This is a genomic window from Pseudomonas sp. OTU5201, from assembly GCF_038440135.1.
GTDB classification, from domain to species: domain Bacteria; phylum Pseudomonadota; class Gammaproteobacteria; order Pseudomonadales; family Pseudomonadaceae; genus Metapseudomonas; species Metapseudomonas resinovorans.
The window spans coordinates 23,877-42,067 of the sequence record NZ_JASATC010000032.1 but is presented as its reverse complement, the minus strand read 5'-3'; the positions used below and the strand labels follow the sequence as shown (position 1 = coordinate 42,067).

Annotated in this window: 17 protein-coding genes; 13 read left to right on the top strand and 4 right to left on the bottom strand. The window is 62.9% G+C overall.

Features of this window, described 5'->3' with window-relative positions:
* Nucleotides 1-51 precede the first annotated feature (51 nt).
* The 12 genes from ndk (at nt 52) to AAHM40_RS19165 (ending at nt 11,822) form a co-directional block, all read left to right on the top strand.
* Complete coding sequence (gene ndk, locus AAHM40_RS19220) at nt 52-483, top strand: nucleoside-diphosphate kinase (protein ID WP_151132049.1); 432 nt, start codon at nt 52-54, stop codon at nt 481-483.
* 24 nt (nt 484-507) lie between these two features.
* Nucleotides 508-1,656 carry a 23S rRNA (adenine(2503)-C(2))-methyltransferase RlmN gene (gene rlmN / locus AAHM40_RS19215; RefSeq protein WP_342246061.1) on the top strand — a complete coding sequence of 383 codons (1,149 nt, stop codon included), beginning with the start codon at nt 508-510 and terminating at the stop codon, nt 1,654-1,656.
* Between the two features lie 13 nt (nt 1,657-1,669).
* On the top strand, nt 1,670-2,425 hold the full coding sequence (gene pilW, locus AAHM40_RS19210) for a type IV pilus biogenesis/stability protein PilW (RefSeq protein WP_342246060.1): 756 nt from the start codon (nt 1,670-1,672) through the stop codon (nt 2,423-2,425).
* The gene (locus AAHM40_RS19205; RefSeq protein ID WP_342246059.1) at nt 2,422-3,507 is read left to right on the top strand and encodes a RodZ family helix-turn-helix domain-containing protein; all 1,086 of its coding nucleotides are present in this window, start codon (nt 2,422-2,424) and stop codon (nt 3,505-3,507) included. Before pilW ends, AAHM40_RS19205 begins: the two co-directional genes overlap by 4 nt.
* Before the next feature lie 3 nt (nt 3,508-3,510).
* On the top strand, nt 3,511-4,623 hold the full coding sequence (gene ispG, locus AAHM40_RS19200) for a flavodoxin-dependent (E)-4-hydroxy-3-methylbut-2-enyl-diphosphate synthase (protein ID WP_028628649.1): 1,113 nt from the start codon (nt 3,511-3,513) through the stop codon (nt 4,621-4,623).
* A gap of 14 nt (nt 4,624-4,637) precedes the next feature.
* Nucleotides 4,638-5,927, top strand: a complete 1,290-nt coding sequence (gene hisS / locus AAHM40_RS19195; protein WP_342246058.1) for a histidine--tRNA ligase — start codon at nt 4,638-4,640, stop codon at nt 5,925-5,927.
* Between the two features lie 31 nt (nt 5,928-5,958).
* Nucleotides 5,959-6,597 carry a YfgM family protein gene (locus tag AAHM40_RS19190; protein ID WP_342246057.1) on the top strand — a complete coding sequence of 213 codons (639 nt, stop codon included), beginning with the start codon at nt 5,959-5,961 and terminating at the stop codon, nt 6,595-6,597.
* 1 nt (nt 6,598) lies between these two features.
* Complete coding sequence (gene bamB / locus AAHM40_RS19185) at nt 6,599-7,741, top strand: outer membrane protein assembly factor BamB (protein ID WP_342246088.1); 1,143 nt, start codon at nt 6,599-6,601, stop codon at nt 7,739-7,741.
* A 78-nt stretch (nt 7,742-7,819) separates the two neighbouring features.
* The gene (der, locus tag AAHM40_RS19180) at nt 7,820-9,298 is read left to right on the top strand and encodes a ribosome biogenesis GTPase Der (RefSeq protein WP_028628645.1); all 1,479 of its coding nucleotides are present in this window, start codon (nt 7,820-7,822) and stop codon (nt 9,296-9,298) included.
* A gap of 213 nt (nt 9,299-9,511) precedes the next feature.
* Nucleotides 9,512-10,660 carry a pyridoxal phosphate-dependent aminotransferase gene (locus AAHM40_RS19175; protein WP_342246056.1) on the top strand — a complete coding sequence of 383 codons (1,149 nt, stop codon included), beginning with the start codon at nt 9,512-9,514 and terminating at the stop codon, nt 10,658-10,660.
* On the top strand, nt 10,648-11,442 hold the full coding sequence (locus tag AAHM40_RS19170) for an amidohydrolase (RefSeq protein ID WP_342246055.1): 795 nt from the start codon (nt 10,648-10,650) through the stop codon (nt 11,440-11,442). The genes AAHM40_RS19175 and AAHM40_RS19170 overlap by 13 nt, the downstream gene beginning before the upstream one ends.
* A 14-nt stretch (nt 11,443-11,456) precedes the next feature.
* Complete coding sequence (locus AAHM40_RS19165) at nt 11,457-11,822, top strand: winged helix-turn-helix transcriptional regulator (protein WP_051246641.1); 366 nt, start codon at nt 11,457-11,459, stop codon at nt 11,820-11,822.
* Nucleotides 11,823-11,903: 81 nt separating this feature from the next.
* Here the strand turns inward: AAHM40_RS19165 and leuA are convergent, their stop codons facing one another.
* The 4 genes from leuA to xseA all read right to left on the bottom strand — a co-directional run bounded on the left by leuA (nt 11,904) and on the right by xseA (nt 17,463).
* On the bottom strand, nt 11,904-13,574 hold the full coding sequence (leuA, locus tag AAHM40_RS19160; RefSeq protein WP_342246054.1) for a 2-isopropylmalate synthase: 1,671 nt from the start codon (nt 13,572-13,574) through the stop codon (nt 11,904-11,906).
* A gap of 354 nt (nt 13,575-13,928) precedes the next feature.
* Nucleotides 13,929-15,152, bottom strand: a complete 1,224-nt coding sequence (locus AAHM40_RS19155; RefSeq protein ID WP_342246053.1) for a mechanosensitive ion channel family protein — start codon at nt 15,150-15,152, stop codon at nt 13,929-13,931.
* A gap of 107 nt (nt 15,153-15,259) precedes the next feature.
* On the bottom strand, nt 15,260-16,081 hold the full coding sequence (locus tag AAHM40_RS19150; RefSeq protein WP_137821267.1) for a peptidoglycan DD-metalloendopeptidase family protein: 822 nt from the start codon (nt 16,079-16,081) through the stop codon (nt 15,260-15,262).
* A 2-nt stretch (nt 16,082-16,083) separates the two neighbouring features.
* A complete protein-coding gene (xseA, locus tag AAHM40_RS19145; RefSeq protein ID WP_342246052.1) occupies nt 16,084-17,463 on the bottom strand; it encodes an exodeoxyribonuclease VII large subunit in 1,380 nt (459 codons plus the stop codon).
* 99 nt (nt 17,464-17,562) lie between these two features.
* On the opposite strand from xseA, the gene AAHM40_RS19140 reads away from it, so the two are divergent.
* Nucleotides 17,563-18,114 carry a sugar ABC transporter ATPase gene (locus tag AAHM40_RS19140; RefSeq protein WP_137821265.1) on the top strand — a complete coding sequence of 184 codons (552 nt, stop codon included), beginning with the start codon at nt 17,563-17,565 and terminating at the stop codon, nt 18,112-18,114.
* Nucleotides 18,115-18,191 lie beyond the last annotated feature (77 nt).

Genomic DNA, 18,191 nt, shown 5'->3' with positions numbered 1-18,191 from the left:
ATAATTCGCGGGTTTAATTTTTCGCTTTAATCCTTGTTTCTGGAGTTTTCCATGGCTGTCGAACGTACTCTCTCCATCATCAAGCCGGACGCCGTTGCCAAGAACGTGGTCGGTGAGATCATCACCCGCTTCGAAAAAGCCGGTCTGCGCGTTGTAGCCGCCAAGATGGTGCAACTGTCCGAGCGCGAAGCCGGTGGCTTCTACGCCGAGCACAAAGAGCGCGGCTTCTTCAAGGACCTGGTTGCTTTCATGACCTCCGGTCCGGTTGTCGTTCAGGTCCTGGAAGGCGAGAACGCCATTGCCAAGAACCGTGAACTGATGGGCGCTACCGATCCGAAGAAAGCTGACGCCGGTACCATCCGCGCTGACTACGCCGTTTCCATCGACGAAAACGCCGTACATGGTTCGGATTCCGAGGCTTCTGCTGCTCGCGAAATCTCTTACTTCTTCGCCGCCACCGAGGTGTGCGCTCGCATTCGCTAATCGCGAATGGGAGAGGGTGAAGCCATGACTGAATCGACCGGTAAAGTGAACCTGCTGGGTCTGACCCAGCCGCAACTGGAAAGCTTCTTCGAGTCCATCGGGGAGAAACGCTTCCGTGCCGGCCAGGTGATGAAGTGGATTCACCACTTTGGCGTCGATGATTTCGACGCCATGAGCAATATCGGCAAGGCCTTGCGCGACAAGCTCAAGGCCTCTGCCGAGATTCGCGGTCCGGAAGTGGTCAGCCAGGACATCTCCAGCGATGGCACCCGCAAGTGGGTGGTCCGCGTGGCCTCCGGTAGCTGCGTCGAAACCGTGTATATCCCGCAAGGCGGCCGTGGCACCTTGTGTGTCTCGTCTCAGGCCGGCTGCGCGCTGGATTGCAGCTTCTGCTCCACGGGCAAGCAAGGTTTCAACAGCGACCTCACCGCCGCCGAAGTGATCGGCCAGGTGTGGATCGCCAACAAGTCCTTCGGGACCATCCCCGCGAAGATCGACCGTGCCATCACCAATGTCGTGATGATGGGCATGGGCGAACCGCTGCTGAATTTCGACAACGTGGTCGCCGCCATGAGCATCATGATGGACGACCTCGGCTATGGCATTTCCAAGCGCAAGGTGACCTTGTCCACCTCGGGCGTGGCGCCGATGATCGACAAGCTGGGCGAGGTGATCGACGTTTCCCTCGCGCTGTCGCTGCACGCGCCGAACGACCCGCTGCGCAACCAGTTGGTGCCGATCAACAAGAAGTATCCCCTGGCTGTGGTGCTCGATTCCTGCCGCCGCTACATCTCCCGCCTCGGCGAGAAGCGCGTGCTGACCATCGAGTACACCCTGCTCAAGGACGTCAATGACCAGCCCGAACATGCCGTACAGATGATCGAGTTGCTCAAGGACTTCCCTTGCAAGATCAACCTGATTCCGTTCAACCCCTTCCCGCACTCAGGCTACGAGCGGCCCAGCAATAATGCGATTCGCCGCTTTCAGGACCTGTTGCACAAGGCTGGGCACAATGTCACCGTCCGCACCACCCGCGGCGACGATATCGATGCCGCCTGCGGCCAACTGGTCGGCCAGGTCATGGACCGCACCCGTCGCAGCGAACGCTACATTGCCGTGCGCCAGCTGAATGCCGAAGCGGAGGCGTCCAGCAACGCCGTGAACCGGAACTAGAGAAGGACACCCCATGACCCTGCGCGCTGCGCTGCTCCTCGTTTCCTCCGCATTGCTCGCGGCTTGCGTGTCGACCGGACAGGTCGATCCGATGAAGACCGACAAGGGCCGTGACGCAGCACGCGATGCCTATATCGACCTGGGCATCGGCTATCTCAAGCAAGGCGCCACCGAGCGCGCCAAGGTGCCGCTGAAGAAAGCCCTGGAGATGGATCCGTCCAACGCCGATGCCAATGCGGCCCTCGCCCTGGTGTTCCAAACGGAGATGGAGCCGGAGCTTGCTGATCAGCACTACCGCAAGGCCCTGTCATCGCGAAGCGATTCGCGCATCCTCAACAACTACGGGACGTTCCTGTTCGAGCAGGGGCGTTACAAAGACGCCTACGAGCGATTCCTGCAGGCCACTGAGGACAACCTCTACCCTGAGCGTTCTCGGGTGTTCGAGAACCTTGGCCTGACCGCCATGAAGATGAACAACACGGCCCTGGCCAAGCAGCATTTCGACAAGGCGCTGCGCCTGAATCGCCAGCAGCCGATGGCGCTGCTGGAGATGGCCCAACTGTCCTTCAGCGAGAAACAGTACGTGCCGGCCCGCGACTACTACCAGCGTTACTCCCAGATCGCCCCGCAGACCGCTAGCAGCCTGCTGCTCGGGTCGCGCCTGGCGACCATATTCGAAGATCGCGACCAGGCTGCAAGCCTCGGTCTGCAACTCAAGCGCCTTTATCCCGGTACGCCGGAATATCAGCAATACCTGTCGGAGCAATGATGAAAGCGTCGCATCCCGAAGCAGCAGCGGCGGCCCGCGCCAACCCCGGTGAGACCCTGCGTCAGGCCCGTGAAGGCAAGGATTGGAGCTTGGGCGAGGTCGCCCGTAACCTCAACCTGACCGAGCAGTCCCTGCGCCAGCTCGAGGCGGGCGACTTCGAACAACTGCCGGGGCATACGTTTGCCCGTGGCTACGTGCGCGCCTACGCCAAACTGCTGGATATCGACCAGGCTGCCCTGGTTGCCGAGTTCGACCATTACACCGGCACCGATGCTAAGGGCAGTAGCGTGCACAGCCTGGGCCGCATCGAGGAGCCGGTGCGCCTGTCCCAGAGTGTGTTGCGTATCGTCAGCTTCTTTATCCTGGTTGCCCTCGGCGCGGTCGGCTTCTTCTGGTGGCAGGAGCATTCCAGCCGCAACAACGAGGAAGCGTCCAGCATGAGCATGGAGCATGTGGAAGTGGAAAGTGCCGACGGCACTACCCAGATCCACCCTCTCGACGAGCCGGAAGATCAGGCTGTAGCTGAAGCTCAGGATGGTCAGGCACCGACCCCCGCCGAAGTCTCGCCGGAAATGGCCGCCCAGCCCGAGCAATTGCCTGCCGAAGGCACCGCCCCGACTACTCCGGTAGGCGAGACCGCGCCGGCTACCACTGCTTCGCCTCAGGTTCCGGTCGTCGCCGCAGCGCCAAGCGTTCCGGTTGCACTGCCTCCCGCGCCCACCGCCACCGAACCTAGTGCTTCTGCTGCCGCGCCGTCGACTACTCCTGTCGCTCCGGTAGCACCCGATGCAACTCCGGCTCCCGCTGCCCTGCCCTCGGCACCGGTGGTAGCCCAACAGGGTCAGGGAGTGGTGCGCATCCAGTTCACCGCCAACTGCTGGACCCAGGTCACTGACGCCGACGGCAAGGTGCTGGTCAGCGCCCTCAAGCGTACTGGCGACAGCCTGGAACTGGCCGGGAAGGCGCCGCTGGAAGTTCGCCTGGGCTTTGCCCGTGGCGCCCAGCTCAGCTACAACGGCCAGTCGGTCGATGTATCGCCTCATGTCCGCGGCGAGACCGCACGCCTGAAGTTGGGGCAATAAGCCATGCATTGCGAATCCCCGATCAAACGCCGCGTATCGCGGAAAATCTGGGTCGGCTCGGTGCCGGTGGGTGGTGATGCACCTATCGCCGTGCAGAGCATGACCAACACCGATACGTGCGACGTTGCCGCCACCGTAGGCCAGATCCAGCGCCTGGTGGATGCCGGTGTCGACATCGTTCGCGTCTCCGTGCCGGACATGGACGCCGCCGAAGCCTTCGGCCGCATCAAGCAGCAGGTTCAGGTGCCGCTCGTGGCGGACATCCACTTCGACTACAAGATCGCCCTTCGCGTGGCCGAACTGGGCGTTGATTGCCTGCGCATCAACCCCGGCAACATCGGCCGTGAAGACCGAGTCAGGGCCGTGGTCGACGCTGCCCGCGACAAAGGCATTCCGATCCGCATCGGCGTGAACGCCGGTTCGCTGGAGAAGGACCTGCAGAAAAAGTACGGCGAGCCCACCCCACAGGCCCTTGTGGAGTCCGCTCTGCGTCACGTCGAGCATCTCGACAAGCTGGACTTCCAGGACTTCAAGGTCAGCGTGAAAGCCTCCGACGTTTTCATGGCCGTCGAAGCCTATCGCTTGCTGGCCAAACAGATCGTGCAGCCCTTGCACTTGGGCATTACCGAAGCCGGTGGCCTGCGCTCCGGCACCGTCAAATCCGCGGTTGGCCTGGGCATGCTGTTGGCTGACGGTATCGGCGACACCATCCGCATCTCCCTGGCGGCGGACCCGGTGGAAGAGGTGAAGGTCGGCTTCGACATCCTCAAGTCCCTACACCTGCGCTCCCGCGGCATCAACTTCATCGCGTGTCCGAGTTGCTCGCGTCAGAACTTCGATGTGGTCAAGACCATGAACGAGCTGGAAGGCCGCCTTGAGGACCTGCTGGTTCCGCTGGATGTGGCCGTGATCGGTTGTGTGGTCAACGGCCCGGGTGAAGCCAAGGAGGCGCATATCGGCCTCACCGGCGGCACGCCGAACAACCTGATCTACATCGATGGCAAGCCCGCGCAGAAGCTGAATAACGACAACTTGGTGGATGAGCTGGAACGGCTCATTCGCGAAAAGGCGGCCGAAAAGGCCGAAGCTGACGCGGCGCTTATCGCCCGCAGCTGAGATAAGGAACCTTCGTGAGCAAGACCCTGCAAGCCATTCGTGGCATGAACGACATCCTGCCGGAGCAGACGCCTACCTGGCGCTATCTGGAAAACACCCTGGCAGAGCTGTTGGATGGTTACGGATACAAGGAAATCCGCCTGCCGATCCTCGAGTTCACCGAGCTGTTCGCCCGCGGTATCGGCGAAGGCACGGACGTGGTCGACAAGGAGATGTACACCTTCCTCGATCGCAACGAAGAGTCCCTGACCCTTCGCCCCGAAGGTACTGCGGGTTGCGTGCGCGCGATGCTCGAGCATGGCCTTACCGGCGGTGGCCAGGTGCAGAAACTCTGGTACGCCGGTCCGATGTTCCGCTACGAGAAGCCGCAGAAGGGTCGCTACCGCCAGTTCCACCAGATGGGTGTGGAAGTTTTCAACCTGCCGGGCCCAGACATCGATGCCGAGTTGATCGTGCTCACTTGGCGCCTGTGGAAGCAGCTCGGCCTCGCCGACGCCGTCACCCTGCAGCTGAACAGCCTGGGCTCCAGCGAGGCCCGCGCCCGCTACCGTGACGCCTTGGTGGCCTACCTTCAGGAGCGCTATGACCTGCTGGACGAAGACAGTCAGCGCCGCCTGACCACCAACCCGCTGCGCATACTCGACAGCAAGAATGGTGGTACCCAGGCCCTGCTGGTGGATGCGCCGACCCTGCACGATTACCTGGACGAAGAGTCCGTCGCCCACTTCGAGGGGCTCAAGGCGCGCCTCGATGCGGTAGGTATCCGCTACGAGATCAACCAGAAGCTGGTGCGTGGCCTGGACTACTACAGTCGCACCGTCTTCGAGTGGGTGACCGACAAGCTCGGCTCCCAGGGCACCGTTTGTGCTGGCGGCCGTTACGACGGTCTGGTGACCCAGTTCGGCGGCAAACCGACTCCGGGCGTGGGATACGCCATGGGTGTCGAGCGTCTGGTGCTGCTCCTGGAGACACTTGGCCTGGTGCCGGAGGCGCTGAACAGCCCCGCCGACGTCTATATCTGTGCCTTTGGCGAAGCGGCCGAATTGGCAGCTCTAGGCCTTTCCGAACAGTTGCGTGACGCGCTGCCGAACCTTCGCCTGGTGGTCAACGCCGGGGCCGGCAGCTTCAAGAGCCAGTTCAAGAAGGCCGACAAGAGTGGGGCCCGCTACGCGCTGATCCTGGGGGACGACGAATTGGCCAAGCGCGTGGTAGGTTGCAAGCCGCTGCGCGACGACAGCGAACAACAAAGCATTGCCTGGGATGCTCTGGCCGAGCATCTCGCCGCCTGCCTGAAGCAGGCTTGAGCATCCAAAGATCAGGAGTACGGGGTTAAGCATGCAGACTGAAGAAGAACAGATTGCGCAGTTCAGGGACTGGTGGCAGCGCAACGGCAAACCCATGCTCACTGGCGGCGCACTTGCGCTGGCAGTGGTCTTCGGTTGGCAGGCCTGGCAGAAGTACGACGCCAATCAGGCACAGGGCGCTTCGATCGTTTACCAGCAATTGCTGGAAACCGCTCTGACTCCCAGCGGCGCTCCGGACTCGGCCAAGGTCGCCGAGCTGGCTGGCAAGTTGAAGAGCGATTTCGGTAGGACCCATTACGCACAGTACGGCAGCTTGTTCGTGGCCAAGGTCGCGGTCGAGTCCGGCAAGTTGGATGATGCGGCCGCAGAGCTCAAGGCCGTGCTGGACAAGCCTGCCGATGCGACCCTGGGCGAGCTGGCCCGCCAGCGCCTGGCCCGTGTCCTAGCTGCGCAGGGCAAGGCCGATGATGCCCTCAAACTGCTGGATGGCGACGCCGATAAGGCCTTCCTCGCCAGCCGAGAAGAACTCAAGGGCGATCTGCTGGTTCAGCTGGGTCGTACCGACGACGCACATGCTGCCTATCAGAAAGCCAAGGCTGCGCTGCCCGAAGATGCCGCCGTAGGTGGCCTGCAGATGAAGCTTGACGACCTGGCAAAAGGGGACGCGTGACGTGATGCGCTGGAAGAATGCCGCAGTGCTGGCCCTGGCCCTACTGGCCGTGGGCTGCAGCAGCAATAGCAAGAAGGAACTGCCGCCGGCCGAACTGCCCGATATCACTGAGGAAGTGAAACTGGACAAGGGCTGGAGCCGCTCCATTGGTGACGGCCAGGGTGAGACCTACAACCTGCTGGTACCCGCCATCGATGGAGACTCCATCTATGCCTCGGACGTCAACGGCGAGGTCATGGCGCTCAATCGCTTCAATGGCGACGTGATCTGGAAGCAAGACCTCGAACTGCCGGTTTCCGGCGCGGTTGGCGTCGGCTACGGCCTGGTGATGCTGGGTACCCTGAAAGGGGAAATCGTCGCCCTCGATGCCACCAACGGCGAAGAGAAGTGGCGCGCCCGCGTGAACGGCGAAGTACTGGCCCCGCCTGCCAACAACGGTGACGTGGTCGTTGTGCAGACTCAGAACGACAGCCTGTTCGGCTTCGACGCCGCCACCGGCAATCAGCTCTGGATCTACGAGAACACTCCGGCCGTGCTGACCCTGCGGGGTACTGGCGCGCCCATCGTGACTAACAATCTGGCCGTCGCTGGTCTTTCCACCGGCAAGGTGCTCGCCTTGGATATCAAGCGCGGCATTCCGGTCTGGGAACAGCGCGTCGCTGTGCCTCAGGGCCGTTCCGAGCTGGATCGCGTAGTGGACATCGACGGCGGTCTGCTCCTGTCCGGTGGCACCGTTTATGTCGCCACCTACCAGGGTCGCGTTGCCGCCCTGGACCTGGAGAGCGGCCGCGTACTCTGGCAGCGCGAGGCGTCCAGCTACGCCGGCGTCGCCCAAGGCTTCGGTAACGTTTACGTAAGCCTGGCCAGCGGAACCGTGGAAGGTGTGGACGAGCGCTCCGCCTCCGCCCTGTGGAGCAACGACGCCCTGGCTCGCCGCCAGCTGTCCGCTCCTGAGGTCTTCTCCAGCTATGTGGCTGTCGGTGACTTCGAAGGTTACTTGCACCTGCTGAGCCAGGTGGACGGCCACTTCGTCGGCCGCGAGAAGATCGACGGCGATGGTCTGCGTGCCCGTCCCCTGGTGGTGGGTGAGTGGATGTATGCCTATGGCAACGGCGGCAAGCTGGTTGGCCTGACCATCCGCTAAGCTGAAGTCTGATATCCGGCCGCTGCCGTCAAACGGTAGCGGCCTTTGTGTTTTCTGAAATAACGAGTGGAGAGCCTCATGGTTCCCGTAATTGCCCTGGTGGGTAGGCCCAACGTCGGCAAGTCCACCCTGTTCAACCGCCTTACCAAAACCCGAGACGCTATCGTCGCGGAGTACGCGGGTCTGACCCGTGACCGCCAGTACGGCGAGGCGAAGTGGCAGGGTCGCACCTATATCGTCATCGACACCGGGGGTATCTCCGGCGATGAGGAAGGCATCGACGCAAAAATGGCCGAGCAGTCCCTGCAGGCGATCGAAGAGGCTGATGCAGTGCTCTTCATGGTCGACTCCCGCGCTGGCATGACGGCCTCCGACCAGATGATCGCTGAGCACCTGCGCAAGCGGAACAAGCGCAGCTTCCTGGTGGCCAACAAGGTCGACACCGTTGATCCGGACATCGCTCGAGCCGAGTTCAGCCCCTTGGGCCTGGGAGACGCCCTGCCGATCGCCGCTGCTCATGGCCGTGGCATCAGCCAGATGCTCCAGGCTGCCCTGGGTGAGTTCCCCCGTGATGATGGTGCCGACGAAACTGAGGCCGCCGAGGCCGAAGTGGTTGCCGAAGGCACTGAGCCGACGCGCGTGCCCGGGCCGAGTGAAAAGGATGGCATCAAGATCGCCATCATCGGTCGCCCCAATGTTGGCAAGTCCACCCTGGTCAACCGCATGCTCGGTGAAGAGCGGGTGATCGTGTACGACCAGGCCGGCACTACCCGTGACAGCATCTACATCCCGTTCGAGCGCAACGAAGAGAAGTACACGCTGATCGATACCGCTGGTGTGCGTCGTCGCGGCAAGATCTTCGAGGCTGTTGAAAAGTTCTCGGTGGTGAAAACCTTGCAGGCCATCCAGGACGCCAACGTGGTGATCTTCGTGATGGACGCCCGTGAGGGTGTGGTCGAGCACGACCTCAATCTGCTGGGTTTCGTGCTCGAGACTGGCCGTGCGCTTGTCATTGCCCTGAACAAGTGGGATGGCATGGAGCCGGGTGAGCGCGACTATGTGAAGACTGAGTTGGAACGCCGGCTGTTCTTCGTCGACTTCGCCGACATTCACTTCATCTCTGCCCTGCATGGCACCGGTGTCGGCCATCTGTACAAGTCAGTGCAGGATTCCTTCCGTTCCGCCATCACTCGCTGGCCCACCAGCCGTCTGACCCAGATCCTCGAAGACGCGGTGCAGGAGCACCAGCCGCCGCTGGTCAACGGCCGCCGCATCAAGCTGCGTTACGCCCACCTCGGTGGAGCCAACCCGCCGCTGATCGTGATTCACGGCAACCAGACCGAGTCGGTGCCCAAGTCCTACTCGCGTTACCTGGAAAACACCTACCGGCGCGTGCTCAAGCTGGTCGGCACGCCGATCCGCATCGAGTACAAGGGCGGCGAGAACCCCTTCGAGGGCAAGAAGAACACCTTGACCGAGCGTCAGGTGAACAAGAAACGCCGTCTCATGTCGCACCACAAGAAGGCCGACAAGAAGCGTCGCGACAAGAAGCGCTGATACCGGCTGGACTGGAAGAGGGCGCCTGCGGGCGCCCTTTTGCATTCTCGGCGCGGCGTACCGGTCGGGTGAGCATCCTTGAATGAGACTTCGACCGTCAGCTGTAGAGAAAGCTGCTCCCCGTAGCAGCGGAGTCGATGCCATCGTTGTAGTCGCAGAACCCCTCAAGCCTTAAGCTATGGGCCACTTCCCAGTCGCCAGCAGCCTGATGAAATGATCGCCAGCAAGTTGCCCAACGTCGGCACCACCATCTTCACCCGCATGTCCCAACTCGCCGCTGAAGTCGGCGCCATCAATCTGTCCCAGGGTTTCCCGGATTTCTCCGCGCCGACTGCCCTGTGCGATGCGGTCGGCCGCCATATTGCGGCCGGGCACAACCAGTACGCGCCCATGACCGGTCTGCCAGCCCTGCGCGAGCAGGTGGCGGCCAAGGTTGCGGCCTTTTACGGGCGCCCGGTCAGCGCCGATACCGAGGTGACCATTACCCCGGGGGCCACTGAAGCCATCTTCTGTGCCATCCAGGCCGTGGTCCGTGCAGGCGATGAGGTGATCGTCCTGGACCCTTGCTACGACAGCTACGAGCCCTCGGTTGAACTGGCGGGTGGCCGCTGCGTGCACGTGCCTCTGGCGCTGCCGGGGTTTGCCATCGATTGGCAACGCATGCGCGACGCACTGAGCCCGCGCACCCGCATGATCATCCTCAACAGCCCGCACAACCCCAGCGGTGCGCTGATTTCCCGCGCCGAACTGGACCAGTTGGCCGAGTTGATTCGTGATCGCGACATCTACCTGGTGTCGGACGAAGTCTACGAGCACCTGGTGTTCGATGGCGTTAGCCATGTCAGTGTGCTGGCCCATGACGAATTGTACGCGCGTGCCTTCGTGGTCAGTTCTTTCGGCAAGACCTACCACGTCACCGGCTGGAAGACCGGCTATGTGGTGGCGCCGCCCGTGCTGTCCGCCGAGCTGCGCAAGGTCCACCAGTATGTCAACTTCTGCGGCGTGACCCCGCTGCAATGGGCGCTTGCCGACTTCATGGCGGCGCACCCGGAGCACCTGGCCGAGCTGCCGGCCTTCTACCAGGCCAAGCGTGACCTGTTCTGCGATCTGCTGGCCGGCTCGCGCTTCCGTTTCAGGCGTGCCGCCGGTACCTACTTCCAGTTGGTTGACTACAGTGCCATCCGCGACGACCTGGACGATGTGGCCATGTCCGAATGGCTGACCCGCGAACACGGCGTGGCCACCATTCCGGTTTCGGTGTTTTACCAGCAAGCGCCCAAGGATTTGCGACTGGTGCGGTTCTGCTTCGCCAAACGTGAGGAGACGCTGCGTCAGGCGGCGGAAAAACTATGCGCGATTTGACCGCCTTGCCTGATCTCAAGCTGGCCCTGTTGCAGACCACCCTGGCCTGGCACGACTGCGCAGCCAACCACGCGCATTTCGAAGCCTTGCTGGAGCAGGCGAAGGGCGCTGACCTGATCGTCCTGCCAGAGATGTTCACCACCGGTTTCTCCATGGACTCCTCGGCGCTTGCCGAGCCCGAGCAAGGGCCGACCCACGCCTGGCTGCGGGAGCAGGCCAAGCGCCTGGATGCGGTGATCACCGGTAGCGTCATCATCCAGGTCGCGGACGGCAGCCACCGCAATCGCCTGCTCTGGGCGCGCCCGGATGGTGAGGTCCTGCATTACGACAAGCGTCATTTGTTCCGCATGGCCGGTGAGCACAAGCACTACACGCCGGGAGACACCCAGGCGTTGTTCGAGCTCAAGGGCTGGCGCGTGCGTCCGCTGATCTGCTACGACCTGCGTTTCCCAGTGTGGAGCCGTGATCCGCACGACACTGACCTGCTGCTCTACACGGCCAACTGGCCCGCTGCGCGTCGCCATCATTGGAACCGACTGCTTCCGGCACGTGCCATTGAAAATCTCTGTTACGTCGCCGCGGTGAATCGCGTCGGTAGCGATGGCAAAGGCCACGGCTACAGTGGCGACAGCCAGGTGCTGGATTTCCAGGGCGAGAGCCTGCTGGATGCTGGCGATGCCGATGGCGTGTTCTTCGCCAGCCTGTCCGCCGCGCAACTGGCAGCTTACCGTGAACGCTTCCCGGCCATGCGCGACGCAGACGCATTCGACCTGCACCTCTGAGTTCCGAGGCAATCATGAGCGAACACAAGCCACTACCTGCCGGGGGAAACCTGCTTGTGGCGGGAGAAAAGGTCTACAACACGCCGGTGGAAGTCACCCTGGCGGTGATCGGTGGCAAGTGGAAGTCGTTGCTGGTCTATCACCTGATGCCGGAGGCGCGGCGCTTTTCCGAGCTCAAGAGGCTGGTACCGGGTATCACTGAGAAGATGCTGGCCCAGCAGCTGCGTGAGCTGGAACGCGACGGTATCGTCTCGCGCACTGTCTACGCCGAAGTACCGCCTCGGGTTGAGTACCGCTTGACCGAGCATGGCAGCAGCCTGAAGCCGGTGCTGGATTCCATGTGCGCATGGGGCAAGTGCCACTGGCAGCAGCAGGGCTGAATGCCTGGCGCAGACTGCCCGTAGGTTGCCTACAAAACAAAACCCCGCCTGCTGGCGGGGTTTTGTTTTGCGGTATCAGCCTCAGGCCGCTTCGGCCTCGGCCTGGCTCAGGGCGCGGTTGAGGGCGCTGAACAGGGCACGGAAGCTGGCTGTGGTGAGGTTTTCGTCAATGCCGATACCGTGCAGGGCTCGACCGCCGTTGACGCGAAGTTCGATGTACGCCGCAGCCTTGGCGTTTGTGCCGGCACCGATGGCGTGCTCCGAGTAGTCCATGATCTCGACCTTCACCGGCAGGCTGGCCACCAGGGCTTCCAGCGGGCCCTTTCCCATGCCGCGCAGGTGCTGGGTTTCGCCCTTGACCTGGACTTCGATATCCACGGCACTGGTACCGTTCTCTTCCTGCAGGCGATGGCCTTTCAGGGTGAAGGGTGTGCTGGCCTGCAGGTACTCGCTGTCCAGCAGTTGGTAGATCTGCTGGGCAGTCATTTCCAGTCCCAGGCGATCGGTTTCCTTCTGCACCACCTGGCTGAACTCGATCTGCATGCGGCGCGGCAGGCTGATGCCGTATTCCTGTTCCAGCAGGAAGGTGATGCCACCCTTGCCGGACTGGCTGTTCACGCGAATCACCGCTTCGTAACTGCGGCCAATGTCGGCCGGGTCGATTGGCAGGTAGGGCACTTCCCAGAGGGCGCCTTCCTCTTGCTGGGTGAAGCCCTTGCGGATGGCGTCCTGGTGGGAGCCGGAGAAGGCGGTATGCACCAGGTCGCCCACGTAGGGGTGTCGCGGATGAACCGGCAACTGGTTGCACTCTTCGACCACTTTGCGCACGGCATCGATGTCGGAGAAGTCCAGCTGCGGGTGCAGGCCCTGGGTGTACATGTTCAGTGCAAGGGTCACCAGGTCGACGTTGCCCGTGCGCTCGCCGTTGCCGAACAGGCAGCCTTCGACGCGGTCGGCGCCCGCCATCAGGCCCAGTTCGGTGGCGGCCACGCCGGTGCCACGGTCATTGTGGGTGTGTAGGCTGATGATCACCGAGTCGCGGCGGCTGACGTGGCGGCCGAACCATTCGATCTGGTCCGCGTACACGTTCGGCGTTGCGCACTCCACGGTGGCCGGCAGGTTGAGGATGACTTTTTTCTCCGGCGTCGGCTGCCAGACATCGATCACCGCATCGCAGACCTCGACGGCGAATTCCAACTCGGTGGAGCTGAAGATTTCCGGCGAGTACTGGAAGGTCCAGTCGGTTCCCGGCTGCTCGGCAGCCAGCTTCTTGATCAGCCTGGCTGCGCTGGTGGCGATTTCAATCACGCCGGCCTTGTCCTGGTTGAAGACGATGCGGCGGAACGAGGGTGCGGTGGCGTTATAGACGTGGACGATGGCTTTCTTCGCCCCACGCAGGGACTCGAAGGTGCGGGTGATCAGGTCCTCGCGCGCCTGGGTCAGTACCTGGATGGTGACGTCGTCGGGGATGTGGCCGCCTTCGATCAGCTCGCGAACGAAGTTGAAGTCGGTATCCGAGGCGGAGGGGAAGGCCACCTCGATTTCCTTCAGGCCCACCTGCACCAGCGTCTTGAAGAAGCGCATCTTCTTCTGCGCATCCATCGGCTCGATCAGCGACTGGTTACCGTCGCGCAGATCGGAGCTGCACCAGATCGGTACTTCAGTGATGGTCCTGGACGGCCAGGTACGGTCCGGCAGGTCGATTGCGGGGAAGGCGCGGTACTTGCGGGATGGGTCTTTCAGCATGCTCATGGGGCAAATCCTTTTTACTGCGGGCCGTGTGGTGGTCGGCCAGGCATTGAATTCAGCGGGTGCGGCGAAGGTGAGATTCAGCCACGCAGTCGGGGGCTGACCAGTCGCAGGCAGGCGTGTTGACGCAGAAGGATGAGGGTGTGTGCGGTTTTCATAAGGGCTAACCCTATTCATCGTGAGTGAATATGGCAAGCATCCAAGAAAAAATGGTGAAAAAGAGCGCAGGAATATGCAAGTGAGTGATTTATTGCGCTGAGGTGGTGGTTTCCTTGAGCTGATTGCGCGGCGTTATTCTAGGAGGGCAGCTGGCTCGCGAAATGCCCCTTGCCGGGCAATTCGCGGTCAGCCTTGAGGTCATTCCGACGGCGACAGGCGTAGCGCTCGCATGTCCGCGCCGCTGGGGTGCTGGAACACTCGCAGGCCGAACTCCGGAAGTATCGCCAGCAGGTGGTCGAAGATGTCGGACTGGATGGCCTCGTAGCGGGCCCAGGCCGTGGTGTTGGTGAAACAATAGAGCTCCAGCGGCAGGCCATCGGCGGTGGGTGCCATCTGGCGCACCAGCAGGGTCATGTCCTTGCGGATGTCCAGGTTCTCCCGCAAGTAGTGCTCCACGTAGGCGCGGAAGGTGCCGAGGTTGGTCAGCTGACGGCTGTTGATCGGCAGGCGGGTAGCCTCATCCAGTTGGCTGTTCCAGCTGAGCAGCTCGCTTTCCTTGGCTTTCAGGTAGCCGTCCAGCAATCGGAAGCGGTGCAATCGGGCGATGTCGTCTTCGCGGAGGAAGTGCACGCTGTTCTGATCCAGATAGAGGCATCGCTTGATCCGTCGGCCACCGGATTCCTGCATGCCGCGCCAGTTCTTGAACGAGTCAGTGATGAAGCGCTTGGTGGGAATGGTGGTGATGGTCTTGTCCCAGTTCTGCACCTTCACCGTGTGCAGGGCGATGTCGATCACGTCGCCGTCGGCGTTGAGCTGGGGCATCTCCACCCAGTCGCCGACGCGGATGATGTCGCTGGAGGTGATCTGTACGCTGGCCACCAGCGACAGCAGGGTGTCCTGGAAAATCAGCAGCAGGACTGCGGCCATGGCGCCGAGACCCGACAGCAGGATCAGCGGCGAGCGGTCGATCAGGCTGGCGATCATCAGGATGGTGGCGATGGCGAAGATCGCGATCTTCAGCACTTGCACATAGCCTTTGATGGGCCGCATGTGGGCATCCTTGCGACGCTGATAGAGGCTGCTGACGATGTTCAGCGCGGCGCTCAGGGCCAGGGCCACAGAGAGAATGATGAAGGCGGCGCACACGTTGGTGATCACCTCCACCAGCGCGCTTGGCAGGTTCGGCACCACCCGTACGCCGCCGGCCAGCACCAGAGCGGGCACCACATTGGCCAAGCGCTTGATCAGGCCGTGGTCCTGAATCTGCGCGCCGGTGACGCGGAACAGGCCGCGCAGCAGGATGCGGCGGACTATCCAGTTCGACAGCCAAGCCAGGAGGATGAGGACGGAAGTGGCGACGACGGTGTGCAACTCCTGATGCTGCCGCAACCATTCCAGCCAGTGGGTGACTTCGCTGCTCATGGGCTGCTCCCTTCAGATATCCGTTTGGCGGGGTGGGCCCCGAGGCCGCCGGACCTTAGCAAATCAGCGCCGCACAGCCCAATCCCCGGGTGTAAGCGCAAATGTCCTCAGGGCTTGTAGGCGCCGATGAAGATGGCCGGGTCGACTCGCACATCGTTGAGGCTGACGTTCCAGTGCATGTGCGGCCCGGTGGCGCGGCCGGTGGCGCCGACGCGGCCGATCACGCCGCCGCGTGGCAGTTGCTGGCCGAGTTTCACTTCTACCTTCGACATGTGACAGAACATGCTGATCAGGCCTTGGCCATGGTCGACGAATACTGTCTTGCCGTTGAAGAAGTAGTTGCCGATAAGAACCACCTTGCCGGCCGCGGGCGCCTTGATTGGCGTGCCCGCACCGACCGCGAAGTCCAGGCCGGAGTGCGGGTTGCGTTCTTCGCCATTGAAGAAGCGGCGTAGGCCGAAGGGGCTGGAGAGCGGGCCGTTGACCGGCTTGTCGAACAGCAGGTTGCTCGGTGTCCCGGGGCTGAAGCGGCGATAGGCAGTGGTCTGCTCGGCCAGTTCGCGGTCGATGCGTTTCAGGTCTTCCGGCAGCGGGTTCACCTGGCGGGTATTGGCCAGCTTGATGTGCTGCTCGCGATAGGTGCGGCTGCCGACGCTGAAGCCCAGCCGGCGCCCATCGCTGACCTCGATCAGTTGCTGCCCGACCTTGGTGCCCAGCGGGATGCCGACGATGGCGATCCAGTTGCGGCCGTCTTCCTTGACCACCAGCACCGGTTTGCCCTGGTAGCGCGCGGTGGGCGCCTGGGGGCCGTTGCCGAGCTGGACGACGGCTACGCCGCCTGGAACCGGTTTGTTCAGCAGCCGGCTGATAAAGCCTTCGGCATGGACGGGAAGGGCGAGGCAGAGGAGCAGGGCGGCAAGCAGGCGCATGGTCAGTCCAGCAGGGAGAGGTTCACGGGCGTGAGATGGTTGTCTTCGACGCGTACGTCCAGTTCGCCTTCTCCGAGACGGGCCTTCAGGCGCTGGCCGGGGTGGGTCTGGCTGGCGGTGCGGACGGCTTGTCCACGCTCGTCGAGCAGGATGCTGTAGCCGCGTCCGAGGGTGGCCAGGGGGCTGACGATGTGAAGCGTCTGGGCCAGGGCGTCAAGGCGCTGGCGACGATCCTTGAGGGCGTCGCGGGCTGCGCGGGGTAGGCGTTCGGCCAGGCTGTCGAGCTTCTGCCGCAGCAGCGCCAGGGTGCGTCCGGGATGCTGTGCGGCGAGGCGGGTGTCCAGGCGCACCAGGCGTTCGTGACGTACCTGCTGCTGGCGCTCGAACGCGCGCCGCAGGCGCATGTCCAGGTCATCCAGCCGCTGCGCTTGTTGGCGCAGGCGCTCGCCGGGGTGGCGTAGGCGTCGGAACAGCCCATCCAGGCGCAGGCGCTCGCGGGTCAGTTGGTCCCGCAGGCGCAGGATCAGGCGGCGATGCAGACTGTCGAGGCGCTGCTGCAGGTCTCTGGCATCGGGGGCCAGGAGTTCGGCGGCGGCAGAGGGCGTTGGGGCGCGCACATCGGCGACGAAATCGCTGATGGAAACATCCGTCTCATGGCCGACCGCACTGACGATGGGGGTCTGGCACGCGGCCACGGCGCGGGCCACTGCCTCTTCGTTGAAGCACCATAGGTCCTCCAGGGAGCCGCCACCTCGGGCGAGGATCAACGCATCGAAGCCTTGCGCATCCGCCAATCCCAGGGCGTGGACGATCTGCGCGGTGGCTTCGCGGCCCTGTACGGCGGTGGGAATGAGGGTCAGCTGTACCTGGGGTGCACGACGGCGAAAGACGCTGATGATGTCGCGGATCACCGCGCCGGTGGGTGAGCTGACGATGCCGATACGCTGCGGGTGGGCCGGAAGCGGGCGTTTGCGTTCCGCGGCGAACAGCCCTTCGGCGGCGAGTTTTTCCTTGAGCGCCTCGAATGCCAGGCGCAGGGCACCATCGCCAGCCGGCTCGACGGCATCGGCGATCAGTTGGTAATCGCCACGACCCTCGAACAGCGAGACCTTGCCACGCACCCGCACCGCCAGGCCATCGCGCAGCGCCTGGCGTACGCGCAGGGCGTTCTGCCGGAACAGGGCGCAGCGAACCTGCGCCTGGCTGTCCTTGAGGGTGAAGTACAGGTGGCCGGAGGCAGGCTTGGCCAGGTTGGAGATTTCACCCTCCACCCAGACCTGCGGAAACACGTCCTCCAATAGATGGCGGGCACGTTGGTTGAGCTGGCTGACGGTCAGTACCTCGCGATCGAGGCCAAGCCGTTGGAAGGGATCGTTGATCATGGGCCGGAATAATAATGGCTTTGGCATCATGCGCCATAGTTGACGGTTGAAGGGCGCTGATTAAGCTGCGTGCCCTTTCCGCTGCCATAGGAGCCTGAAATGGAAACGAGCCAACTGATCATCGTGCCGCAGATTTCCAGTGTGCCCGGGCACCAGGCCCTGGCTGGACGCATGCAGCGCTGGTTGGCCCAGCGTGGGGTGGTCGAGGCGTTGCCAAGCACCTGTGGCGTGCGCGGCAATCGCATGGCCTATGCCATCGCCCCCAGCGCGCGGCAGGTCGTCGAGCATCCTGATCGCTTGCCGTTCGGCCAACCCGTGAATGGCCTGGAGGTGGTGGATAAACGCTGCATCTATACGCCCACCCGCAACTTCCTCAAAGAAGCAGGCTGCCCTGAATGCCGCCGGGAAGTCGGCGAGCCGCTGTTCGAGAGCCTGGAGGATTGGTGGCCGGGGATCACGGACAACTTCAGTTGCCCGGAGTGCGGTCACGAGGACGACATCAACGGCTTTCTCTTCCTGCAGCCCTGCGGCTTCTCCAATCTGGGGTTCATCTTCAATGGTTGGGGAGAAACCGCCTTTACCCAGGCATTTCTCGATGCGTTCGGCGAGCGCCTGGGGTTCAAAGTGCGCCAGGTGCGGACGGACGGCTGATGACCGCTGATCGGCTTGGCATGTTTTTTCGCGGGATTGGCACTGCAGGCCATCGGCCGCGTTGAGCAGAGGCCGTG

Excerpts from the sequence above, each read along its gene's own strand:
- ndk (WP_151132049.1), top strand. The coding sequence starts at position 52 with ATGGCTGTCGAACGTACTCTCTCCATCATCAAGCCGGACGCCGTTGCC.
- rlmN (WP_342246061.1), top strand. The coding sequence starts at position 508 with ATGACTGAATCGACCGGTAAAGTGAACCTGCTGGGTCTGACCCAGCCG.
- pilW (WP_342246060.1), top strand. The coding sequence starts at position 1,670 with ATGACCCTGCGCGCTGCGCTGCTCCTCGTTTCCTCCGCATTGCTCGCG.
- AAHM40_RS19205 (WP_342246059.1), top strand. The coding sequence starts at position 2,422 with ATGATGAAAGCGTCGCATCCCGAAGCAGCAGCGGCGGCCCGCGCCAAC.
- ispG (WP_028628649.1), top strand. The coding sequence starts at position 3,511 with ATGCATTGCGAATCCCCGATCAAACGCCGCGTATCGCGGAAAATCTGG.
- AAHM40_RS19190 (WP_342246057.1), top strand. The coding sequence starts at position 5,959 with ATGCAGACTGAAGAAGAACAGATTGCGCAGTTCAGGGACTGGTGGCAG.
- der (WP_028628645.1), top strand. The coding sequence starts at position 7,820 with ATGGTTCCCGTAATTGCCCTGGTGGGTAGGCCCAACGTCGGCAAGTCC.
- AAHM40_RS19175 (WP_342246056.1), top strand. The coding sequence starts at position 9,512 with ATGATCGCCAGCAAGTTGCCCAACGTCGGCACCACCATCTTCACCCGC.
- AAHM40_RS19170 (WP_342246055.1), top strand. The coding sequence starts at position 10,648 with ATGCGCGATTTGACCGCCTTGCCTGATCTCAAGCTGGCCCTGTTGCAG.
- AAHM40_RS19165 (WP_051246641.1), top strand. The coding sequence starts at position 11,457 with ATGAGCGAACACAAGCCACTACCTGCCGGGGGAAACCTGCTTGTGGCG.
- leuA (WP_342246054.1), bottom strand. The coding sequence starts at position 13,574 with ATGAGCATGCTGAAAGACCCATCCCGCAAGTACCGCGCCTTCCCCGCA.
- AAHM40_RS19155 (WP_342246053.1), bottom strand. The coding sequence starts at position 15,152 with ATGAGCAGCGAAGTCACCCACTGGCTGGAATGGTTGCGGCAGCATCAG.
- AAHM40_RS19150 (WP_137821267.1), bottom strand. The coding sequence starts at position 16,081 with ATGCGCCTGCTTGCCGCCCTGCTCCTCTGCCTCGCCCTTCCCGTCCAT.
- xseA (WP_342246052.1), bottom strand. The coding sequence starts at position 17,463 with ATGATCAACGATCCCTTCCAACGGCTTGGCCTCGATCGCGAGGTACTG.
- AAHM40_RS19140 (WP_137821265.1), top strand. The coding sequence starts at position 17,563 with ATGGAAACGAGCCAACTGATCATCGTGCCGCAGATTTCCAGTGTGCCC.